The organism is Phyllobacterium sp. K27 (assembly GCF_054796155.1).
In genome coordinates, this window is sequence record NZ_JBTWND010000004.1 from 636,923 (window position 1) to 654,761 (window position 17,839).

Genomic DNA, 17,839 nt, shown 5'->3' on the forward strand with positions numbered 1-17,839 from the left:
CATCCTACCGATGACTTCATGGTGATTGCAACCTTTCCTTTTGCACGGCCCTTCTCGACACAATCATCGCCTTTCTGGTCTTTTCGTTCAGAGGTTCGACCGCTTATTTTGTATGCTTGGGCGTCCATTGATCAGTTTCTAGTTTTTCACCTGCCACACCGCAATACAAACTAGTTGCGGGGCTGCAGCAGTGCCAGCACAACCGTCAGTGCGGCAAGGATGGCGGTAAGGGTCAAGGGTCCCGTGGCGCCATAGGTGTCTACGACATAACCACCCGCAACTGCGCCAATGGTAATGGCGACTTGGAAAGAGGTGACCATCAGGCTGCCCGCGGCCTCCAGCGCATCGGGCGCTGCGCGAGACAGGTTGGTTGGCAACACCACTGGTGCCATGCCGAAGGCAAAGCCCCAAACCGTAGCAAAGCCGAAGGCAACGCCGATATGCGCGCCCCAAAACACCAAAGCGAGCGCTGCAAACGCCATTAACGTAGCAGTAACCACAAGCGCCATGCGAATATTGGCGTCGGCCATGCGACCACCAGCAATGTTACCGATCACAGCGGCAATGCCAAATCCGAGCAGTGCCAGAGCAATCGGTCCCGTTGCAAGGAGTGTCACCTGTTCAAGGAAGGGGCGCACATAGACCGAACCGGCAAAATGCCCTGTCATCAGCAAAAGGATAGCAAGCATGCCCAGTTGGATACCACGCCGCCGCGTCAATCGAAGGACATCGGAAAGACTGTTACTGGTTGTTGCGGGCAAGGTCGGCAAGCTCAGCAACTGCAGCAGCATGGCCAGGGCGGCCAGCCCCGCTGTCATGGCCATGGCACTGCGCCAGCCCAACCAGTCACTGATCAATGCACCCATTGACGGTGCAGCAATGGTGGCAAGCGAAACGCCGAGGGTGACGATTGCCATACCCCTGCCTGTCGCATTGGTGCCAACGAGCCTTGCTACAACAGCAACTGACAGCGCCCAGAACGCGCTAAGGGCGATCCCCAGGCCAGCCCGACCCAACAGTAACAGCCAGAAATCGGTCGCTAAGGCTGCAAGAACATTGGAACCGATCGCCAAGGCGCTGAGACCAACCAGTACCGTCTTGCGGTTCAATCGACCAATGAGAACATTGCTGAACATCGCCGTCACGGCACCAACAGAAGCAGTGGCTGTGACGACCTGTCCGGCCGTTCCCTCGCTGATGCCAAGATCGCGCGCCATTGGTGTCAGCAAACCTGCCGGCAAAAATTCGGCTGATACTAAGGCAAAGCTGGTGGCCGCCATTGAAATGACCGCGAACCAGGTGCCTGGGCTCCACACGTCTGGCGAAGCGGCCTCAAGGCCTATCGCTGCGCTATCAAGCTCTAATGTTGTGTCTGTCATTGAAAATCTCCAAAGTTGGAGATCTTCTTAAACAAGTTATTTCGGATTATATGTACCTTATAATCCGAAATGCATGTCCGTTCGTCCGGAAATTGTGCGACGCACAACGCCTGGCGAGACATTCGTAATGCGCTTGAATGCGCGCGCGAAAGAAGCCTCGGATTCATAGCCCAAACGATTGGCGACCTCGGCTACAGACATACCGTTTTGCCCCAACAGATCCCGGGCAAGCTGCATGCGAAGACGGGCGAGATAGTGTGCAGCGCCTTCGCCCAAAACAGCACTGAAGCGCGCAGCAAAAATTGAACGTGATTGACCTGCCAAGCCTGCGAGGCTCTCTAGGGTCCAGTTATGGCCGGGGTCTCGGTGCATGGCTGCCAGAACGCGGCCGATATGAGGGTCACGAATGGCGGCGAGCCAACCGGTGGTTGAAGCTCCAGTGCAATTGACCCAGCAGCGGATAAGTCGGGCTGTTAGCAAGTCTGCCATACGCGATAGGATGGTGGCGCTGCCCATCTGTGGTTGTGTGGCCTCTGCTGTCATAGCCGCGAGCAAAGGACCAACAATCGGATCATTGCCAGCCACGTCACAACCTTTGATGATTGGCGGCATCAAAGTGATCAAGGGATTAAGCGCACAGGCGCCCAAGGTCATGGAGCCGCAGAAAAGGGTGCTTGTCGCGCCCGTTCCTTCCTGCACCACTTCGCAAACATTGCTTCCCAACCTGGTCACCTGACAATCCTGGAGCGAATCACCCATGACATCGGGAGCGCTGGCCAACCGATGGGCGATGCCTTGTGGCAGGAGCACCAGGTCGCCATCGTGTAACTCTTGCCAGCCTTGTGTTTGAGTGTGAATCCAGCATGGACCCTGGCTGACGAAGTGGAAACGAAGCTGCGCCTGTTGCGGAAAGGCAATACTCCATGGATGTCGGAGTTCACAACGGCCATAGTTGACGCCACTCAAGCGAAAGTCCTGCAATACTTCGCTAAGCGCGTCCATTGGGATATGCGGTTGTGAAGTCGATCGGGATGAATGGTCAAGCATTCGGCTAAAATATATACTGAACGTCCAGAAGGCAAGTGGAGATCGTTAGTTCTGTACTGTCTTTCAATCATTCTCAGGATGACTGGCATAATATGCCAGTTCGGCGAACTCTTTAGCCCCGCCGTGATCAATCTCTACAAGAAACTTACCTACATACCGTTCAGCGCTGGTGAACCAACTCAACTGGAGGATGTTTGATTTTTCATGCTGCAAGGAGCGCTCCCAGCTGACAAATTTCGTACCCCTAACGTTGTGGCTGGTCCGATCATCGACTTAGAACGGATCCGTGCTGCCTTTCGATAGGATCGCGGGGTAAGGCCGGTTTCCGTTCTGAAATAGCGGTTGAAGTTCGACAGATTGTTAAAGCCGGCCTCGAAACAGATGTCTGTGATCGACATTCCCGTCTCCGCCAGCAAGGTGCGGGCGCGCCAGACACGCACCGAGCGGCTGTAGGCTGAGAAGTTCATACCTGTCAAACGAGCGAAGGCGCGGGAGAATGCGGAAGGCTCGAGACCCACGAGTTCGGCAACCTCGTGCATCCTGGCACTGGGACTGGACTGCATGATCTGGATGGCTTGATCGATCCTGCGGTGACGCCTGTCAGACAGTTGGTTGTAAAACGAGATGAAATGCTCGCTAGCAAGAGGTCGCTTCTGTGGAGCGTTCTCAATGTCACACAGGATCTCGATGAAGAGCCCGAGACCCCCTGCGCTCTCATGTGCATGAAGGTTCAGCATCTTGTTGCCGATTTCGAGAGCAGCCGGTCCCATGATCTCGATACCACGCTGGGCAAGGGGTTTCAGGCGATGGAGGACATCAAACTCCGGACACACAGCGCGTATGCCCATCAGCGCTTCAGCGTCGAATTGCAGCACCAGGTCACGTCCCGGCAGATGCGGCGCTCCCGGCGTGATCCAGTTGTGCGGCAGGTTCGTGCCGGTCAGCATTAGATGACCCGGCTTGAACGGACCAATGTAGTCGCCGACATAGGCAAACCCTTGAGCCTCGGGGATGTAGTGAATTTCCCATTCCGGATGATAGTTCCAGATGCAAATCGGGTTCGGGTAGTCGTCTCGGCGGATGAGGTAGGACATGCCGCCGGGCAAGATGATCTGCTCTCGGGTGGCTGTGAAGGTATCTGAAGCCGTATGTGGAAAATCTGATGCAATTGACATTCATCAAGCCGCCTTCTGCGCAAAGAAAGTCAAAATAGTATCATTTCTCAGTCAAAAGCAAACTAGTCGCAATGACAAGTCTGGGCAAAATAGATCCCGTAGGCGGCAAGGGAGTTTTGCCGTCCGAGGGAGGATATCATGACATTCAACAGGCTCCGCGCCGGCTGCGCGGCAATTGCATTCCTTGCGACGTCCAACGCCTTTGCTGCTGCTCAATGTAGCGACGAACTACGCGTCCTCGCCCAGCCACGCGATGGACTGACACTGCTGGAAGAGTATGTGGACGAATTTGAAGAATTGTCCGGTGCAGGCTTCGAAATTAGTTACCTCAACGAGAATGACCGTCGTGCCAAGTCGCAGGCCGACGCATCCACCGTCGGTAGCTTCGACGTCTATTATGTCGATGAGGCAAATCTCGCTCTGTTTGCCTCTTCCGGCTGGATCGTGCCGCTCGATGGCTATTATCCAGCTGACTACGACTATGCCGATTTCGATGCCGGCATGCGCGCTGCCGCGACCTACGAGGGCAAGCAGTGGTTCGCACCCATACAGGGCGGTGGCGACCTGATGGTCTATCGTACGGATCTTCTGGAAAAACTCGGCATCGCGCCACCAAAAAACTGGGAGGAGTATCTGGCAGCCGTCGAAAAGCTGCATGACCCCGACAACGGCGTGTACGGGACGGCCCTAAGGGGGCAGCGGGGCTCGGGTGCCAATGTCTGGCGCTGGATGCCGCTGTTTAAGGCAAATGGCGGGGAGTGGTTTAAAGACGGAAAGCCGGCATTTAACTCGGATGCCGCGCTTAAGGCCACCCAAGCTTATCTCGACCTTTTCAAATATTCCGCTCCCGGAACGCAGACCGGTTCCTGGGACGAATCGACCGGTGCTTTCCGCGCCGGCAAGGTCGCCATCATCATTGAATCTGCACCGCTTGGCGGCATGTCGGTAGACAAGGCGCAGAGTCAGGTGGCTGACAAGGTGGCCTTCTCTGTACCTCCCACGCCGCTACCCGGTGGCGGTTATGCCCACGGCTTTGCCATTGCCGCAAAAGCCAATGCAACCGAGGAGGAAAAGACTTGTGCCGGTTTATTCGTCGCATGGGCAACCTCAAAGGAGCAAGAGGCGCGTCGTCTGGCTGCAGGGCAGCCGGGTGAACTGACTCGCACCAGCACCTATCAGAGTCCGGAATATGCCGCGACCTTTGGCCAGAACCTTGCCGACGCAATGGCTCGGACCGGAAACCAGACGCAAGTAACCTTCTGGCAGGACCCGCGCTGGCAGGAATTGGGTAATCAATGGGGAATTATGCTCGAAGAGCTGATCACTGGTAGCCGCACGGATATCAAGGCAACTCTCAACGAGCTTGAGGCTTTCGCTGGCAAGCTCTGACACTTGTTTTTGTATTGGGCGCGCCGCAGACGACGCGCCCACCCCTGTTAATTGAGGATTCATGCCATGCGCCGCGGGCGTTCGCTGCCTTACGTTTTTCTCGGTCCGACTTTGGGCATCCTGATCATTCTGGCACTCGTGCCGACGATCTATGCTATCAATATTTCCTTGCAGAACAGAACGCTCGCGCAGCCGCAAGCCGATTATATCTGGTTCGCCAATTATGCGGCCCTGTTCTCCGATGCGCGTTTTCTCAATGCACTGTGGGTGTCACTCAAGTGGGAGATACTGAGTGTCTCTGCCACGATGCTGACGGGACTTGCGCTGAGCATCGCCATGTTTGAGGCGACAGGTCCAAGGATGCGCAATGTCTTGTGCGTCCTGTTCATAATTCCGGTACTCTTGCCACGCGTTTGCGCGGCTTTCGTTTGGAAGTTCTCCTTTCATCCTTTGTATGGTGCCTTGACTTGGCCGATGCGGGAGCTCACCGGAAGCACCCCTGATATCCTTTCAACGCCGTTCGGTGCCCTGTTCGCGGTGGCCTTCGTCGACGCCTGGCAATGGGGACTATTCTTCGCAGTCATTATTCTGAAGCTTCTGGAATCGCTTCCCTCACAACCTCTGGAAGCTGCCCGCATCGACCGTGCAACGCGCTGGGAAGTCCATCGCTTCGTTACACTCCCGATGCTGAAGGCTCCGCTCATCAGTCTGCTTCTTGTCAAGGCGATCGAAAGCCTGCGCTCCTTCGATCTGGTTTATGTCATGACCCGCGGTGGTCCCGGCATCTCGACGGAAACGCTCGATATGTATGCTTATTCCCAAGGTTTCATCGAATCCGGCAAAATCTCCTACGCCTCGTCAATGGCGGTCATAATGATGGTGCTGACCATCGTCACCTTCACCTTCACTTGGAAGAGGCTGAACCGATGAAGTTGTCGACCGTGCTTCTGCGGCTGCTGCTGACGCTGGCGGCTGCCCTGGTGGTCCTGCCGCTGCTATGGACCCTGCTCAATGCCTTCAAGACCAATGCCGACCTTCTGGTCAGTACGCCAAAAATCTTCTTTCAGCCGGTCTGGGATAATATGAGCTATGTGCTGAATCGACGCTCGGTCGCCCGCGCGCTCACCAATTCACTTATCATCTGCACAAGCGCTGTGGTGCTTGGATCCGTCCTTGGCGTCCCGGCTGCCTATGTTATCGCAAGGTTCAAAAACCGCCTCACAGCCGAGGCGCAGTTCTTCGTCCTGTCGTTGCGCTTTTTGCCGCCTGTGGCCATCGCAATTCCGATGCTGGTTATCTGGCTCGGTCTTGATCTTTATGATACCCGTCTTTCCTTGATCGTCACCTATTTGATCGTCACGACCTCGATCACCATCTGGCTGTCGGTGCCGGCTTTCGAAGGAGTGAGCCTGCATGTCGAAGAGGCCGCCAGGGTTGACGGATTGGGGCCCTATGCCACCTTTTTTCGCATAGCACTTCCCATTGTCCGCTTTCAGGTTTTTGGTGCCATCGCCTTTTCCTTCGTGCTCGTCTGGAACGAATTTCTACTCGCCATGATGCTCACCACCTCCAAGGCCAAGACGCTGCCTATCATTGCATCTGAAATGTCCCAGCTCGGCATGAACGTACCCTGGGGCATTCTCAACGCTGCCGTCGTCCTCTTGTCGTTGCCCCCTCTCATTTTGCTTGGGGCCATGGCGAGCGGGCTCAATGCTGCATTTTCAAAGAAAACTGACCAAGGTTGAACCTCATGAAAGCACTTGTCCTGGAGCGCGTCGGTGAACTCACGCTGCGCGATATTAATCTGGCTCAGGAAATGGGCCCGGACGATGTCCGCGTCCGCCTCCATACCGTCGGAGTCTGCGGCAGCGACGTACACTATTACACCCATGGCCGCATCGGTAATTTCGTGCTCAGCGAGCCCATGGTTCTGGGTCATGAGGCCGCCGGTACCGTGGTGGAGGTTGGTGCGAATGTAACCCATCTGAATCTTGGCGACCGGGTCTGCATGGAGCCGGGAATTCCTGACCCCTTGTCGCGTGCCTCGCGCCTTGGGCTTTACAACGTCGATCCCGCCGTTACCTTTTGGGCAACGCCGCCGGTGCATGGTGTGCTGTGCCCGGAAACCGTTCATCCCGCCAGCTTCACCTACAAACTGCCGGACAACGTCTCCTTTGCCGAAGGGGCGATGGTCGAACCCTTTGCCGTGGGCATGCAGGCCGCAGCGCGTGCCCGTATCACGCCAGGGGACACGGCAGTCGTGACAGGTTGCGGTACAATCGGGATCATGGTCGCACTGGCAGCGCTGGCCGGTGGCTGCTCGCGAGTGCTGATTTCGGATGTTTCTCCACCCAAACTGAAACTGGCCGAGACCTATGACGGTGTCATCGGCATCAATTTGCGAGAAGAAAACTTTGTCGATGCGGTCGATGCCGCCACAGGTGGCTGGGGAGCTGATATTGTATTTGAATGTTCTGGCGCACCGGCGGCTGTGGCTGATCTTTTCAAGGTCGTGCGTCCTGGCGGAACGGTAGTTCTGGTCGGCTTGCCACCTGAGCCAGTACCAATGGACATTGCTGCTGCATGCTCACGCGAATGTCGCATCGAAACGGTGTTTCGCTATGCCAACGTGTTTGATCGTGCCTTGGCCCTCATCGCGGCCGGTAAAGTCGATCTGCAACCGCTGGTCTCGGGCACCTTCACCTTCGAGCAGTCCATCGCCGCCTTCGAGCGTGCCGCTGAGGGACGTCCAGAAGATGTGAAGCTGCAAATCATCCTGGATGGGGAGGGGAATTGATGGCGACTGTTGAATGTCGTGACATCCGCAAGGTCTATGGTTCGGTGGAGGTCATGCGTAACTTTAACCTTCAGATCGAAGACCATGAGTTCGTTGTCTTTCTTGGACCCTCAGGGTGCGGGAAATCAACGATGCTGCGCATGATCGCCGGTCTCGAAGAAATATCTGGCGGCGATCTACTGATTGGTGGTGAGCGCATGAATGATCGCGATCCGGGAGATCGCGGTATCGCCATGGTCTTCCAAAACTATGCACTCTATCCGCATATGAGCGTGCGCGAGAATATCGTGTTCGGTCTGGAACGTGCCGGTGTTGCAAAAAGGGCGATCGAGGAACGCCTCGTGCCGGTTGTAGAGGCACTCGGCCTTGGCATCTACCTGTCCCGCAAGCCGATGGAACTGTCGGGCGGCCAGCAGCAACGTGTGGCGATCGCGCGCGCGATGATCAAGACCCCCGAGGTTTTCCTGTTCGACGAGCCATTGTCAAATCTGGATGCCAAGTTGCGCGGTAGCCTGCGTATCGAAATCGCTCGCCTGCACCGCGACCTGAAGACGACTAGCATTTACGTCACGCACGACCAGCTCGAAGCAATGACGCTTGCCGACCGGATTGTCTTGATGAAGGACGGGTGTATCGAGCAGATGGGTACACCCGAGGAAATTTATCAATCTCCTGCCACCTTGTTTGCCGCCAGCTTCATCGGTACGCCCAACATGAATTTTTTGCATCTCCAGGCGCTTAATGACGAGATTGGCGATTCTTCTGTCAGGTTCGAGGCTCCATTTGCGATCAGGCCCGGTCCAGTGACCGTAGGTGTCAGGCCCGGCGCATTGCGCCTGACAGACCAAGGGGGTGGGTATCGCGGCCGGGTCGAGCGTAACGAGTTTCACGGAGAGACAAGGCTTGTGACATTGCGTAACGATAGCCACGAAATCAGCATTGCTGTCCCTGCGGCTACCGACGTCAAGATTGGCCACGTCGTGGGCATAGATGTCGCCGCTGATGATCTGCATCTGTTTGATTCAAAAACGGGACAACGATTGCAAGCTCACGAAGTGGCGGCGAGAGATCGGCGAACAGTCTAGAAGCAATTGATCATCGTCGCTGTCGCGATGTGTCCGAAGGTTGCATAAATTGAACTGCAAGACTGCTCGACTCATTTTACCTTTTAATTGCCCGAATACCCAACCTCCCGGGCCGCGAGCTCCGGCATCCCAAGCAAATATTCTGCCGGGACTCGTAATTATTGTCTATTCAGCTCTATCCTCCGCGAGGTGCCATATATCCTGCCGTTGCGCTGTGCTGAACGTCTGCGGATCACTCCGATCTTTGGTAATTACAAGGTCTCGTCTTCGGCGATCGCAGCCGTGAAAAACTGCAGTTCGCGTTTTTCTCCCGTAAGTTCGGCAATCTAATTGAATCAAAGTGCACGACCGCTGTCACTATCAAAGACATGAGCAAGCTCGGTATCGATGGTGACTGAAAAAGGCGAACCGACTTATACTGCGGTATCTCCATTCATCAGCGCCGTTACGCGACTGGCGGCCAAATCGAAAACCACATGGGTTTGTGCGCCAGTCGGTTCCACGAGAAGCGTCTTGCCACGCAAGGTGCTTCCAGTTCCACGACTGTTTGACCGTGCTTTACTTGTCTTTTCATGGTGACACCAATTGCTGTTCCGTCGCTCAATCGGACGGTCGGGCTTCCGTCAACGCCCTTCACGATACCATTCAGGATATTCATGGATGGCGACCCGATGAATCCTGCAACGAACAGATTGGCGGGATTGCGATATTGCTCGATAGGGGAACCCTGCTGTTCAATTCGTCCGTGATTGAGGACTACGATTTTATCAGCCAAGGTCATGACCTCGATCATGCTGGGCAAGCCCTTTGTTGACAGCATGAGGACGGCTTACAGCTGCGCTACCACTATCGCTAAAAGATGTGGCAGAACTAATCTTCGATCATTCTGCAGAAGAAGTCTGGGCACAAGGTGCGGCGGTTGTTGCCCTGTGCGAACTTTATGAATCCCCTTGGGAACAACAGGGCCTGCGCAAGGACTTTGATGGTTCGGCGCACCTGCATTCGGGAGGAAACAGAATGAAACCTATCGGCATAGGCATTATCGGCTGCGGCAATATTTCTACTGCTTACTTGAAGGCGATGGTTCCAATTTTGAACGTTGTCGGATTGGCAGATATCAATGAAGACCTGGCGCGCGCCAGAGGGGCCGAGTTCAACATACCCGCTGCAAACGTGGTTGCATTGCTGGCTGATCCCGGTGTGGAGATCATCGTCAATCTGACGATTCCCAATGCCCATGTTGCTGTGGGGCTTCAGGCCCTGGATGCAGGAAAACACACTTACTCGGAAAACCTTGGGTATCAATTTTGCCGAGGGTCAGAAGCTCGACAAAACTGCGAAGACAAAGAACCTGCTTGCCGGCGCTGCGCCTGCACATTTTTGGGTGGAGCACATCAAACAGCGTGTGCCATTCTTGACGAGGGCGCAATTGGCCAACCGTCGGTGGCACAGCAACGTTCATGTGCCTGGGCCACGAGCGTTGGCATCCCAATCCCAGATTTTTATTATGAAGCTGGTGGCGCCCCCCTATTCTAACGCCATCCATTTGTCAGGATTAGCTTTTCCCGATTTCACCGTGCAGGTTGCGGAGGAAATGGGCAGCGCATGGCCCCGCGAGGGAAAGTTGCTATTGCCCTATCTGCTGACCTGCGGCTGTTCGTATAAAAACGCATAACGGAAAACCCAAACCTCACCGCCGTGCGGGTTCATCTTAACGGCCCTTCCAAAATACTTGCTGATGTTTGGACTTCGTCCACAGTCCGCGAAGTTCGGAAAGAGCGGCCAATTGTTGAGAGTGATGCCAACCAATCAAAGCTCCTATGGCGCGGTGTACTTCTGGTTCGCTGGAGTGTTCTGTAATCTGCATCATGAGGAGTTGAGCTGTTTCCGCATCATTACTTTGACCCAGTGCATCCTGCAGTTTTTTTAATCGTTTTATAAACTTGTCGGTCTTGGGACTGCCATAAAGGGGCAGGAAGAATTCCGCTGTGTAACGTAGCTTCTTCAGAGACAAGCGGAGACGGTGTCTTTCTTTTGTTGTCAAACGTTCGAAGTGTTGTCCTCGTTTGAGAACCTTGTTTTGAGCACTTGCAAGTACCCGGTTGCTGAAAATCCTGACCGGTTCGCCCAATACCGCCAAGTCTTTACTTTCCGCTTCGTTGCGCCAACGCTTCTCTTCGATGAACAATCCGAGTGAAAGAAGAAACTGCGTCGTTTGAGGTTCTTTGAGCGTTGCAAAGACAGCATCATGAGCTTGCGTGTTGAAAGCCGCACTCGCATCACTCAGATAAGCAAGATTGATATTGGGTATTTCCAATCGCTCAAGTGCGGGAATCGTTGAAGCGGCAAAAACATCCCAGTTTCGGGCTTCACCAAGTGTCTTTGCCAAAGTCCTGGCACCCTGGTCAAAGATTGCCAAAGAGTGCCCGGCAAGCTCCTGTCGCAGAATCCAAAGTAGCGTTCGCAACCGGCGCAGCGCAACACGCATTTGATGAATGCCGTCCGGATCTGAATTTTCTGCCAGATGTATATTGGCGGTCAGCTGCCTCTGGCACTCGCAAAATAGCTTGGCTATTGCCTCATCGACCGTATCACCGGGGAGAAAGGTCGACTCTGACGCTTTTGTGGAATTGCTCTGCTTTTTCGAAACAAGTGCATAACCGCGGGCAGATTTGCTTTGAGTGCCCAGTTGCAGCGGTGCGATATCCGCCAGCTTCAAGCCAAGGCGATAGAGGGCAGCTGGTTCACCCTCCTTAAGCTCAAGTTCCACCTCCGAAAGCTGCAATTGATGCGAACCGGCATTGATCGTGCCCCGGTCAAATGCAATCTCAACCCGGGCATCGACGTCTTCGACGAGTACTGCATGACGGCGGACAATTGTTGTAAAAATGGGAGCTAGATCTGCTTGCTTCGTACCATTGAGAAATGTCGCAAGTTCCTTTGCAGTAAAGGCACTTAGATTCGGCATTTCGTCCGTGATTTCAACTTCCCATTCATTACGCGTTAGTGCCGCGTCCGTTGAAGAGTTTTTCAAAGTTTGGATGAAACGCTTTCCAGCACGCCTGACGCGCAAGGAGGAGTTGGAAGCGAATAATTCTTGGTTGTTGGTATCGTAATATACAGTTTCCAGATTCCTGACCGTACCCTTGTTTTTGACAGGCAGACGCTCAAGAGCCGCGCGGCAAAACTTATCGAAATTTGCCGGGGAAATAAGTAATTTCAGCTCGGTTTCCAGCGAAGCCGAATCTGTCCGCGTATGGGCACCTGAGAGGGATTTGTGATCGTCCAGAATTGCCAAGCTAAACTCCCAAAATTGAAACCTAACCGGCATGATGTCCTCTGCCAAGTACCACCGCCAATTGAAGCCTGAGGCTCGCTTCGGTACTCTCGGTTTTTATGCACACGCATGATGACCGGGGTGCTTTGCGACCTTCTGCCCAGCCATTCGCAATGACACCATTCAACCGGCTTGATCACGGCGTCGTGAACTTGCCGACTGTAACTTTTTCCGCGTCCGACCGAATTGCCCTGTGTGCGTCTGAAAACAGCGCATGCAACCCAAGGGAGACGATATCCATGTCAACGCGATCAACCGTAACTGCAGCTGCATTGGCGAGCGCTGTATCATTGGCGCTTTCTTCATTTGTGATGGCCGCGCCGTTGACGCCTGAACAGGCGAAGGCAGCGATGGATGCGGGCAAGGAGAAATGCTTCGGAGTGGCACTTAAGGGCCAGAATGATTGTGCCGCAGGTCCCGGCACGACCTGCCAGGGTACTTCCACCATCGACTATCAGGGCAATGCCTGGAAATTCGTTGATGGCGGTACCTGCACCACAATGCAACTGCCTGAAGACCGGAAGGGCTCTGCCGAGCCGCTTACCCGCGATATCCTATCGTAACAGGTAAAATACCGGAAAGTGGAGGTAGAGATGAGTATATGGGCAACGCAGCCGAGACTATGCGTCTCGCAAGCCGTCCACTTTCCGGATCATCCGATTGCGTCGCGCGTAGGAACCAGCTTTAAGCACGAGCATCTGGCGGATATCTTCGATGACAGATCGTATCAGGGCTTCTTCGAGGTCCATGCGGAAAATTACATGGGCGCCGGTGGTCCGCCGCATCATGCACTTACCCGTATCCGGAGCGACTATCCTGTCTCACTCCATGGTGTTTGTATGTCAATTGGTGGGCCGCAGCCCTTGAACGCTGTGCATCTAGGACGGTTCAAGGCGTTGATCGAACGCTATGAGCCAGCGCTCGTATCGGAACATCTTGCCTGGTCGACGCATGATACAACCTACTTCAACGATTTGCTGCCGCTACCCTATACGCGAGCCACCCTTGACCATGTTGCCGACCATCTTGACGAGGTTCAAGAGGCCATTGGACGCCCGATACTGCTGGAGAACCCCTCAAGCTACCTGATTTTCAAAGAGTCCACGATGAGCGAGACCGATTTCATCAGGGCTCTGGTCAGGCGCACCGGCTGCGGTCTGCTGCTCGACGTCAACAACGTCTTTGTGTCTGCCGCCAATCTCGGTTTTTCAGCCTTGGATTATCTGGTCGACTATCCCCTCGAACATGTTGGCGAAATTCATTTGGCAGGACATGCCGAACAACAGGACGATGAGGGGGATCTCCTTCTCATTGACAGCCACGATGGACCCGTTGCCGACGCTGTATGGAAACTCTTTGATATCGTCATCAGTCAATGTGGTCCTATTCCAAGCCTTGTTGAATGGGACAGCGCTATTCCCGAGTGGGCCATCCTCAAGGCGGAGGCGCTCGCAGCACAATCCATTCTTGATCGTCATGCTATGAGTTTCACGTCTGGAGCTGCCCATGTCGGAGCCTGATTTTTCTGCCGCAGACTTGGACAGTCTATCCTCTTATGCAGCGACATTTGCTTTAGCCCTGCTTGATCCGGAACGTCCAATGCCAGTCCCCATTTGCGGACCTGATGGCAAGGTCGTGAATAAACGATATAATATTTATCGCAATAACGTCACGGTCAGTCTCATCGAGGCACTATCAGCGACCTTTCCGGTAACACGACGCATAACTGGCGAGCATTTTTTTCGGGCTATGGCGCGCTTCCACATTCGTACCAGTCCACCGACCTCATCGTTATTATTCGATTATGGAGGTGATTTTCCCGGATTTATCGAGCGATACGAATATGCGCGTTCCATGCCCTGGCTGGCAGACGTCGCCCGCATTGAACGTGCTTGGCTTGATGCCTATCACGCGGCCGATGTTGCGCCCCTTTCACCGCAGGACTTGGCTGCAATCTCGCCCAAACGCCTCGGAGAGATCGTCCTTGTGCCGCATCCGGCAACGCATATTGTCTTTTCACCTTACCCAGCAGTTACCATTTTTGCAGCAAACCGCAGCAAAGGTCCGGTAGGGCCAATCGAGGTCGCCGGACCGGAGGCTGCTCTGGTGACCAGGCCGGCGCTCGACGTCACCGTTAGGAGTTTGCCACCTGGCTGCTTCACCTTCCTGGATCACCTCATCAAAGGAGAGATGTTCAACGCAGCCGTTGCCGCAGCAATTACGGCATCTGCAGACTTTGATCTGCCCAGCAACATCGTTGGAATGCTTCAGGCAGGAGTTTTCGCAGCGATCCACCAAGGAGATTGAACAAATGACTTTCGCGCCCAAAGACATCGGCAATATAACCCGAAGCGGGATGCGCGGATTGTTTGAACGTGCGAACCGCCTCATTGTTGCACTTTCTCCGCCTTCCTTGACCCAGCTCATTTTGCGTATCGGGCTGGCGCTACCCTTCTGGAGATCGGGCATCAACAAGTGGGACGGCTTTCTGCAATTGAACGATGTTGCAGTACTGCTGTTTAGTTCGGAGTTCAGGTTGCACTTGCCGGGCGGTCCATACCCATTTCCAGCGCCGGGCACATTTGCCTTTGCCGCAGCTTCAGCAGAGATTGTTCTGCCGCTCCTCCTTGTTGTCGGCCTCGCCACGCGATTTTCTGCCTTTGGCCTGCTGCTGATGACACTTGTGGTTCAGCTCACCGTCCCCGAAGGTTGGCCAATCCACTTGACCTGGGCAGCCATGGCGTTCGGTATCATGGCATGGGGACCTGGAAGGATGTCGCTGGATAAATTACTGGCAACGAGCAAAGTCTGAAGACACATCTGGCCTTCCTTTGCACCATGTCGCACTGTGTCAGTGACGATGTTCGCAACGCGAGCAGTCTTTACCTGATATCTTGTTCCCTAACGCACTGGAGTATCCTCGAATGCGATTGAGCATGTTTTGATAGTGAAACGAACTGATCGGGCTTTTTTTTATCAGCAACTGATGGCCCGGCCAGATTCGCGTATCTGCCTGTGCTGAAAAGCTGCAAGACACGTACGTTGTCCAACGCACTGCTGCTCAAAGAATGACATCTCCACGGAGATGCCGCCGTTTGATACCGTTCATCGAAAAACCGGGTCGGATTCATAGTACAATCAGTCTACTTCTCCGGGGTCCGAAATTGGTGTAAGCGCGAATGGGTTTGTACGTGAGCCCTGGCGCACGTTCGGAAGCATGATCAGTAGGTATTATCTGTCATCAGAGTTTCCTGATGGCGTGTCTATCGTGCCTCTGTAGCTACTAAGTACGATATGCGACGAAACCCGTGAGCTTATGGAATTCCGCGCTGAGCCAATAAGCCGCCACATGGTGTCATCGACAGGATTAAAAATCTGCGATACTGGCTTGAAGATAAACGAGAAACCAATCTTTTTGACCGGTCAGTCAGCATCAAGCCATTCGTTCAATTCGACCTCGGAGCGTTCCAGCCCGTTGTAATTTATCAGTTTACGCATAAAGGCGACGGCAACTGCGCGTGCGCGTAAATTGAATTGTCCGTCATGACCATCCCTGGATGTTTGATAGACGCCAAGTTTCTCGTAAAGTTGTTGCAGGCGGTTTTGCACGCTGCGGAGCGAAAGATTGCGACGGGCCGCTATAGCCCGGTCCGTCAGCCCCAAAGCAACATCAATCAGAATTTCATACTCGATATCGTTCACGCCTTTTGCCTGACCGAGGCTTTTCTGTTGCATCCCCCGCACTTCGCGATCGATAACGCATTGCGCCTCGATGAATATGCTGCGAAGTGCAAGCTTCAGCCGTTCCTCGGATGCGGATTTGAGAACATAGCCAAATGCGGCACCATCCGGAACAATGCGGGCAACACCGCGCACATAGGCCTCGTCCGAGTAATTTGACCAGAACAGAATACGTGTGTCAGGCCGCTCTTTCCAGATGGTACGGGCAGCTTCGATACCGTTTCTGGTTTGCATCTGAAGATCCATGACAATGTGGGCTGACTTATGGTCGCGCGCCATTTTCTCCCCGATCATGCCATTGTCAGCTTCGAAGATGGCTTTGCATTCTGGCAGCGCGGCATTGACCGCGTCGCGCAGATAAGATCGATGGAGTGAATCATCCTCGACGATTAGTATTTGCATTCCATCCTCCTCAAAATTCGCGATTGGGTGCGGTGGTCAATGGCAGATGAACGATGACCTGTGTTCCCACATTGTCCTGATTGGGACCGATCGAAAACTTGGCTGAAATCAGCCGGGCTCGTGTTTTCATGTTGTTGATGCCGCCCCCCGCGCGACGGCGGGTTTTCAAACCACATCCATCGTCCATAACTTCTATTGAGATGCCACCGGCCTGTTCAAGCAACCGCACGACAATGCGTTTTGCTGCAGCATGGCGTATCACATTGTTGATCGCTTCCTGAGTGATGCGAAAGAGGGCGATCGAAACAGTCTGGTCGAGTTGATCGATAATGCCATTGGTCTCGTCTACCAGTTGCTGCACAAGTCCTGAGCCGCTGTCACGGATTGACCGGTCGAGATGATTTTCCACAGCTTGGCTGAAGCCGAAAAGCTGGAGAACCGAGGGTTTTGCTTCTTCTATGATTTGCCGCAGATCCTGCATGCTCTGTTGCAGGCTTCGAGCAAGTGATTCAAGCTCGTCGCCTGAAACGACCTGTTCGCTGGCCAGGCGTTCCAACCAGCGCGCCAAACGGGTAAGATCGGCCAATGTCTGATCGTGCAGATCCATGCCAATACGTTGACGCTCACGCTCCAACGCTTCCGTAAGGTTCAGCGCGCCGAGACGCAGTGCCTCTTCTCTAACCCTCGCTTCCACCTCAACAATGGCCGATTTTTGGGCCTGATCGGCAGCGCGCAGCGCAAAGAAATATGCAGATAGAAGATCGGCAATGAAACGCGCATTATCGACGTCTTCCATTGTATAAAAATGAATTTGATGTGAAGAACAGCTCAGCGCCCCGATAATGTCCCCTTCAACTTTCAGGGGAAGGTGGATGCGGCTACGCAATCTTTGTTCGAAAGCGGGCTGAATAAATGCGCCCTTGAAATTGAAACGTGCATCTGCCAGCGCGTCGTCGGTCAACATAAACGGTACTTCGCCCCACAAAAGAGCCCGGATGGGGCTTTGGGAGACGAGTGCAGGTGGATGAGTTCCCCACGCCGTTTCCAATCCGGTCTCATAGGCGGTGTGGTATTTGCCCCCATGCATGATTATGCAGACATCGAGATGATCGTGGGGAATGATGTGGGCGATCTCGACAGCCACGGCGCGGATCGCAGAATGAAATTCCAGTTGACCCGCCAGCAGTCGCGAAATCCCGATATAGTGATCAAGCAGGGCAGCTGGTGCCATCTTCAACATACTGTCTCTCCTCCCGCAAATGTGTCGCCTGTGGCCCACAGGCAATGGCGTACATCTCGCTTGTTCGCATAAAGCGCCAACCCATGTGAGTTCGTCTTGCGTGATCCCGCATCATTTTTGGCACAATCCGCAAAATGCCTGCCTTAAAACGCCTATACAAGCCTGACAACGTAACTCATTCTGTAAGTCCTAAGGGAGGAGAATTCGACAGGAGGAAGTCTTGATCAGAAAGAACGCTGATCGGGAT

16 protein-coding genes and 1 pseudogene are annotated in these 17,839 nt (G+C 54.2%); 10 read left to right on the plus strand and 7 right to left on the minus strand.

Annotated elements, in window-relative coordinates:
- Positions 1 to 170: 170 nt before the first annotated feature.
- From ACYJL1_RS24490 to ACYJL1_RS24500, 3 genes are all read right to left on the minus strand, one after another.
- Entirely contained in the window at positions 171 to 1,379 is a 1,209-nt protein-coding gene (locus ACYJL1_RS24490; protein ID WP_460899693.1) for an MFS transporter, read from the minus strand.
- A 57-nt stretch (positions 1,380 to 1,436) separates the two neighbouring features.
- Entirely contained in the window at positions 1,437 to 2,426 is a 990-nt protein-coding gene (locus tag ACYJL1_RS24495) for an AraC family transcriptional regulator (protein ID WP_460899694.1), read from the minus strand.
- Positions 2,427 to 2,605: 179 nt separating this feature from the next.
- Entirely contained in the window at positions 2,606 to 3,601 is a 996-nt protein-coding gene (locus tag ACYJL1_RS24500) for an AraC family transcriptional regulator (RefSeq protein WP_460899695.1), read from the minus strand.
- Between the two features lie 138 nt (positions 3,602 to 3,739).
- On the opposite strand from ACYJL1_RS24500, the gene ACYJL1_RS24505 reads away from it, so the two are divergent.
- The 5 genes from ACYJL1_RS24505 to ACYJL1_RS24525 all read left to right on the plus strand — a co-directional run bounded on the left by ACYJL1_RS24505 (position 3,740) and on the right by ACYJL1_RS24525 (position 8,872).
- Positions 3,740 to 4,990, plus strand: a complete 1,251-nt coding sequence (locus ACYJL1_RS24505; RefSeq protein WP_460899696.1) for an ABC transporter substrate-binding protein — start codon at positions 3,740 to 3,742, stop codon at positions 4,988 to 4,990.
- 66 nt (positions 4,991 to 5,056) lie between these two features.
- Positions 5,057 to 5,920, plus strand: a complete 864-nt coding sequence (locus ACYJL1_RS24510; protein ID WP_460899697.1) for a carbohydrate ABC transporter permease — start codon at positions 5,057 to 5,059, stop codon at positions 5,918 to 5,920.
- On the plus strand, positions 5,917 to 6,735 hold the full coding sequence (locus tag ACYJL1_RS24515; protein ID WP_460899698.1) for a carbohydrate ABC transporter permease: 819 nt from the start codon (positions 5,917 to 5,919) through the stop codon (positions 6,733 to 6,735). The genes ACYJL1_RS24510 and ACYJL1_RS24515 overlap by 4 nt, the downstream gene beginning before the upstream one ends.
- Positions 6,736 to 6,740: 5 nt before the next feature.
- Positions 6,741 to 7,787 (plus strand): NAD(P)-dependent alcohol dehydrogenase, encoded by a 1,047-nt coding sequence (locus tag ACYJL1_RS24520; protein WP_460899699.1) that lies wholly within the window; start codon positions 6,741 to 6,743, stop codon positions 7,785 to 7,787.
- On the plus strand, positions 7,787 to 8,872 hold the full coding sequence (locus ACYJL1_RS24525) for an ABC transporter ATP-binding protein (protein WP_460899700.1): 1,086 nt from the start codon (positions 7,787 to 7,789) through the stop codon (positions 8,870 to 8,872). The genes ACYJL1_RS24520 and ACYJL1_RS24525 overlap by 1 nt, the downstream gene beginning before the upstream one ends.
- Before the next feature lie 445 nt (positions 8,873 to 9,317).
- On the opposite strand, the gene ACYJL1_RS24530 is transcribed toward ACYJL1_RS24525, so the two are convergent.
- A complete protein-coding gene (locus ACYJL1_RS24530; protein ID WP_460899701.1) occupies positions 9,318 to 9,692 on the minus strand; it encodes a hypothetical protein in 375 nt (124 codons plus the stop codon).
- A gap of 197 nt (positions 9,693 to 9,889) precedes the next feature.
- Here ACYJL1_RS24530 and ACYJL1_RS24535 point away from each other — a divergent pair.
- Positions 9,890 to 10,402, plus strand: a pseudogene (locus ACYJL1_RS24535) (Gfo/Idh/MocA family protein); the annotation flags it as partial.
- A gap of 181 nt (positions 10,403 to 10,583) precedes the next feature.
- On the opposite strand, the gene ACYJL1_RS24540 reads toward ACYJL1_RS24535, so the two are convergent.
- Positions 10,584 to 12,170 (minus strand): CYTH and CHAD domain-containing protein, encoded by a 1,587-nt coding sequence (locus ACYJL1_RS24540; RefSeq protein WP_460899702.1) that lies wholly within the window; start codon positions 12,168 to 12,170, stop codon positions 10,584 to 10,586.
- Positions 12,171 to 12,448: 278 nt separating this feature from the next.
- Here ACYJL1_RS24540 and ACYJL1_RS24545 point away from each other — a divergent pair, with 278 nt between their 5' ends.
- From ACYJL1_RS24545 to ACYJL1_RS24560, 4 genes are read left to right on the plus strand one after another with little or no spacing between them, the layout of a single operon-like run.
- Positions 12,449 to 12,772, plus strand: a complete 324-nt coding sequence (locus tag ACYJL1_RS24545; protein WP_460899703.1) for a BufA1 family periplasmic bufferin-type metallophore — start codon at positions 12,449 to 12,451, stop codon at positions 12,770 to 12,772.
- A gap of 30 nt (positions 12,773 to 12,802) precedes the next feature.
- Entirely contained in the window at positions 12,803 to 13,729 is a 927-nt protein-coding gene (gene bufB, locus ACYJL1_RS24550; protein WP_460899704.1) for an MNIO family bufferin maturase, read from the plus strand.
- Positions 13,716 to 14,516 carry an HvfC/BufC N-terminal domain-containing protein gene (locus ACYJL1_RS24555; protein WP_460899705.1) on the plus strand — a complete coding sequence of 267 codons (801 nt, stop codon included), beginning with the start codon at positions 13,716 to 13,718 and terminating at the stop codon, positions 14,514 to 14,516. Before bufB ends, ACYJL1_RS24555 begins: the two co-directional genes overlap by 14 nt.
- 4 nt (positions 14,517 to 14,520) lie before the next feature.
- On the plus strand, positions 14,521 to 15,021 hold the full coding sequence (locus ACYJL1_RS24560; RefSeq protein ID WP_460899706.1) for a DoxX family protein: 501 nt from the start codon (positions 14,521 to 14,523) through the stop codon (positions 15,019 to 15,021).
- A gap of 611 nt (positions 15,022 to 15,632) precedes the next feature.
- Here the strand turns inward: ACYJL1_RS24560 and ACYJL1_RS24565 are convergent.
- Both ACYJL1_RS24565 and ACYJL1_RS24570 read right to left on the minus strand, forming a co-directional pair.
- On the minus strand, positions 15,633 to 16,352 hold the full coding sequence (locus ACYJL1_RS24565; RefSeq protein ID WP_460899707.1) for a response regulator transcription factor: 720 nt from the start codon (positions 16,350 to 16,352) through the stop codon (positions 15,633 to 15,635).
- A gap of 10 nt (positions 16,353 to 16,362) precedes the next feature.
- The gene (locus tag ACYJL1_RS24570; RefSeq protein WP_460899708.1) at positions 16,363 to 17,592 is read right to left on the minus strand and encodes a GAF domain-containing sensor histidine kinase; all 1,230 of its coding nucleotides are present in this window, start codon (positions 17,590 to 17,592) and stop codon (positions 16,363 to 16,365) included.
- Positions 17,593 to 17,839: the final 247 nt, after the last annotated feature.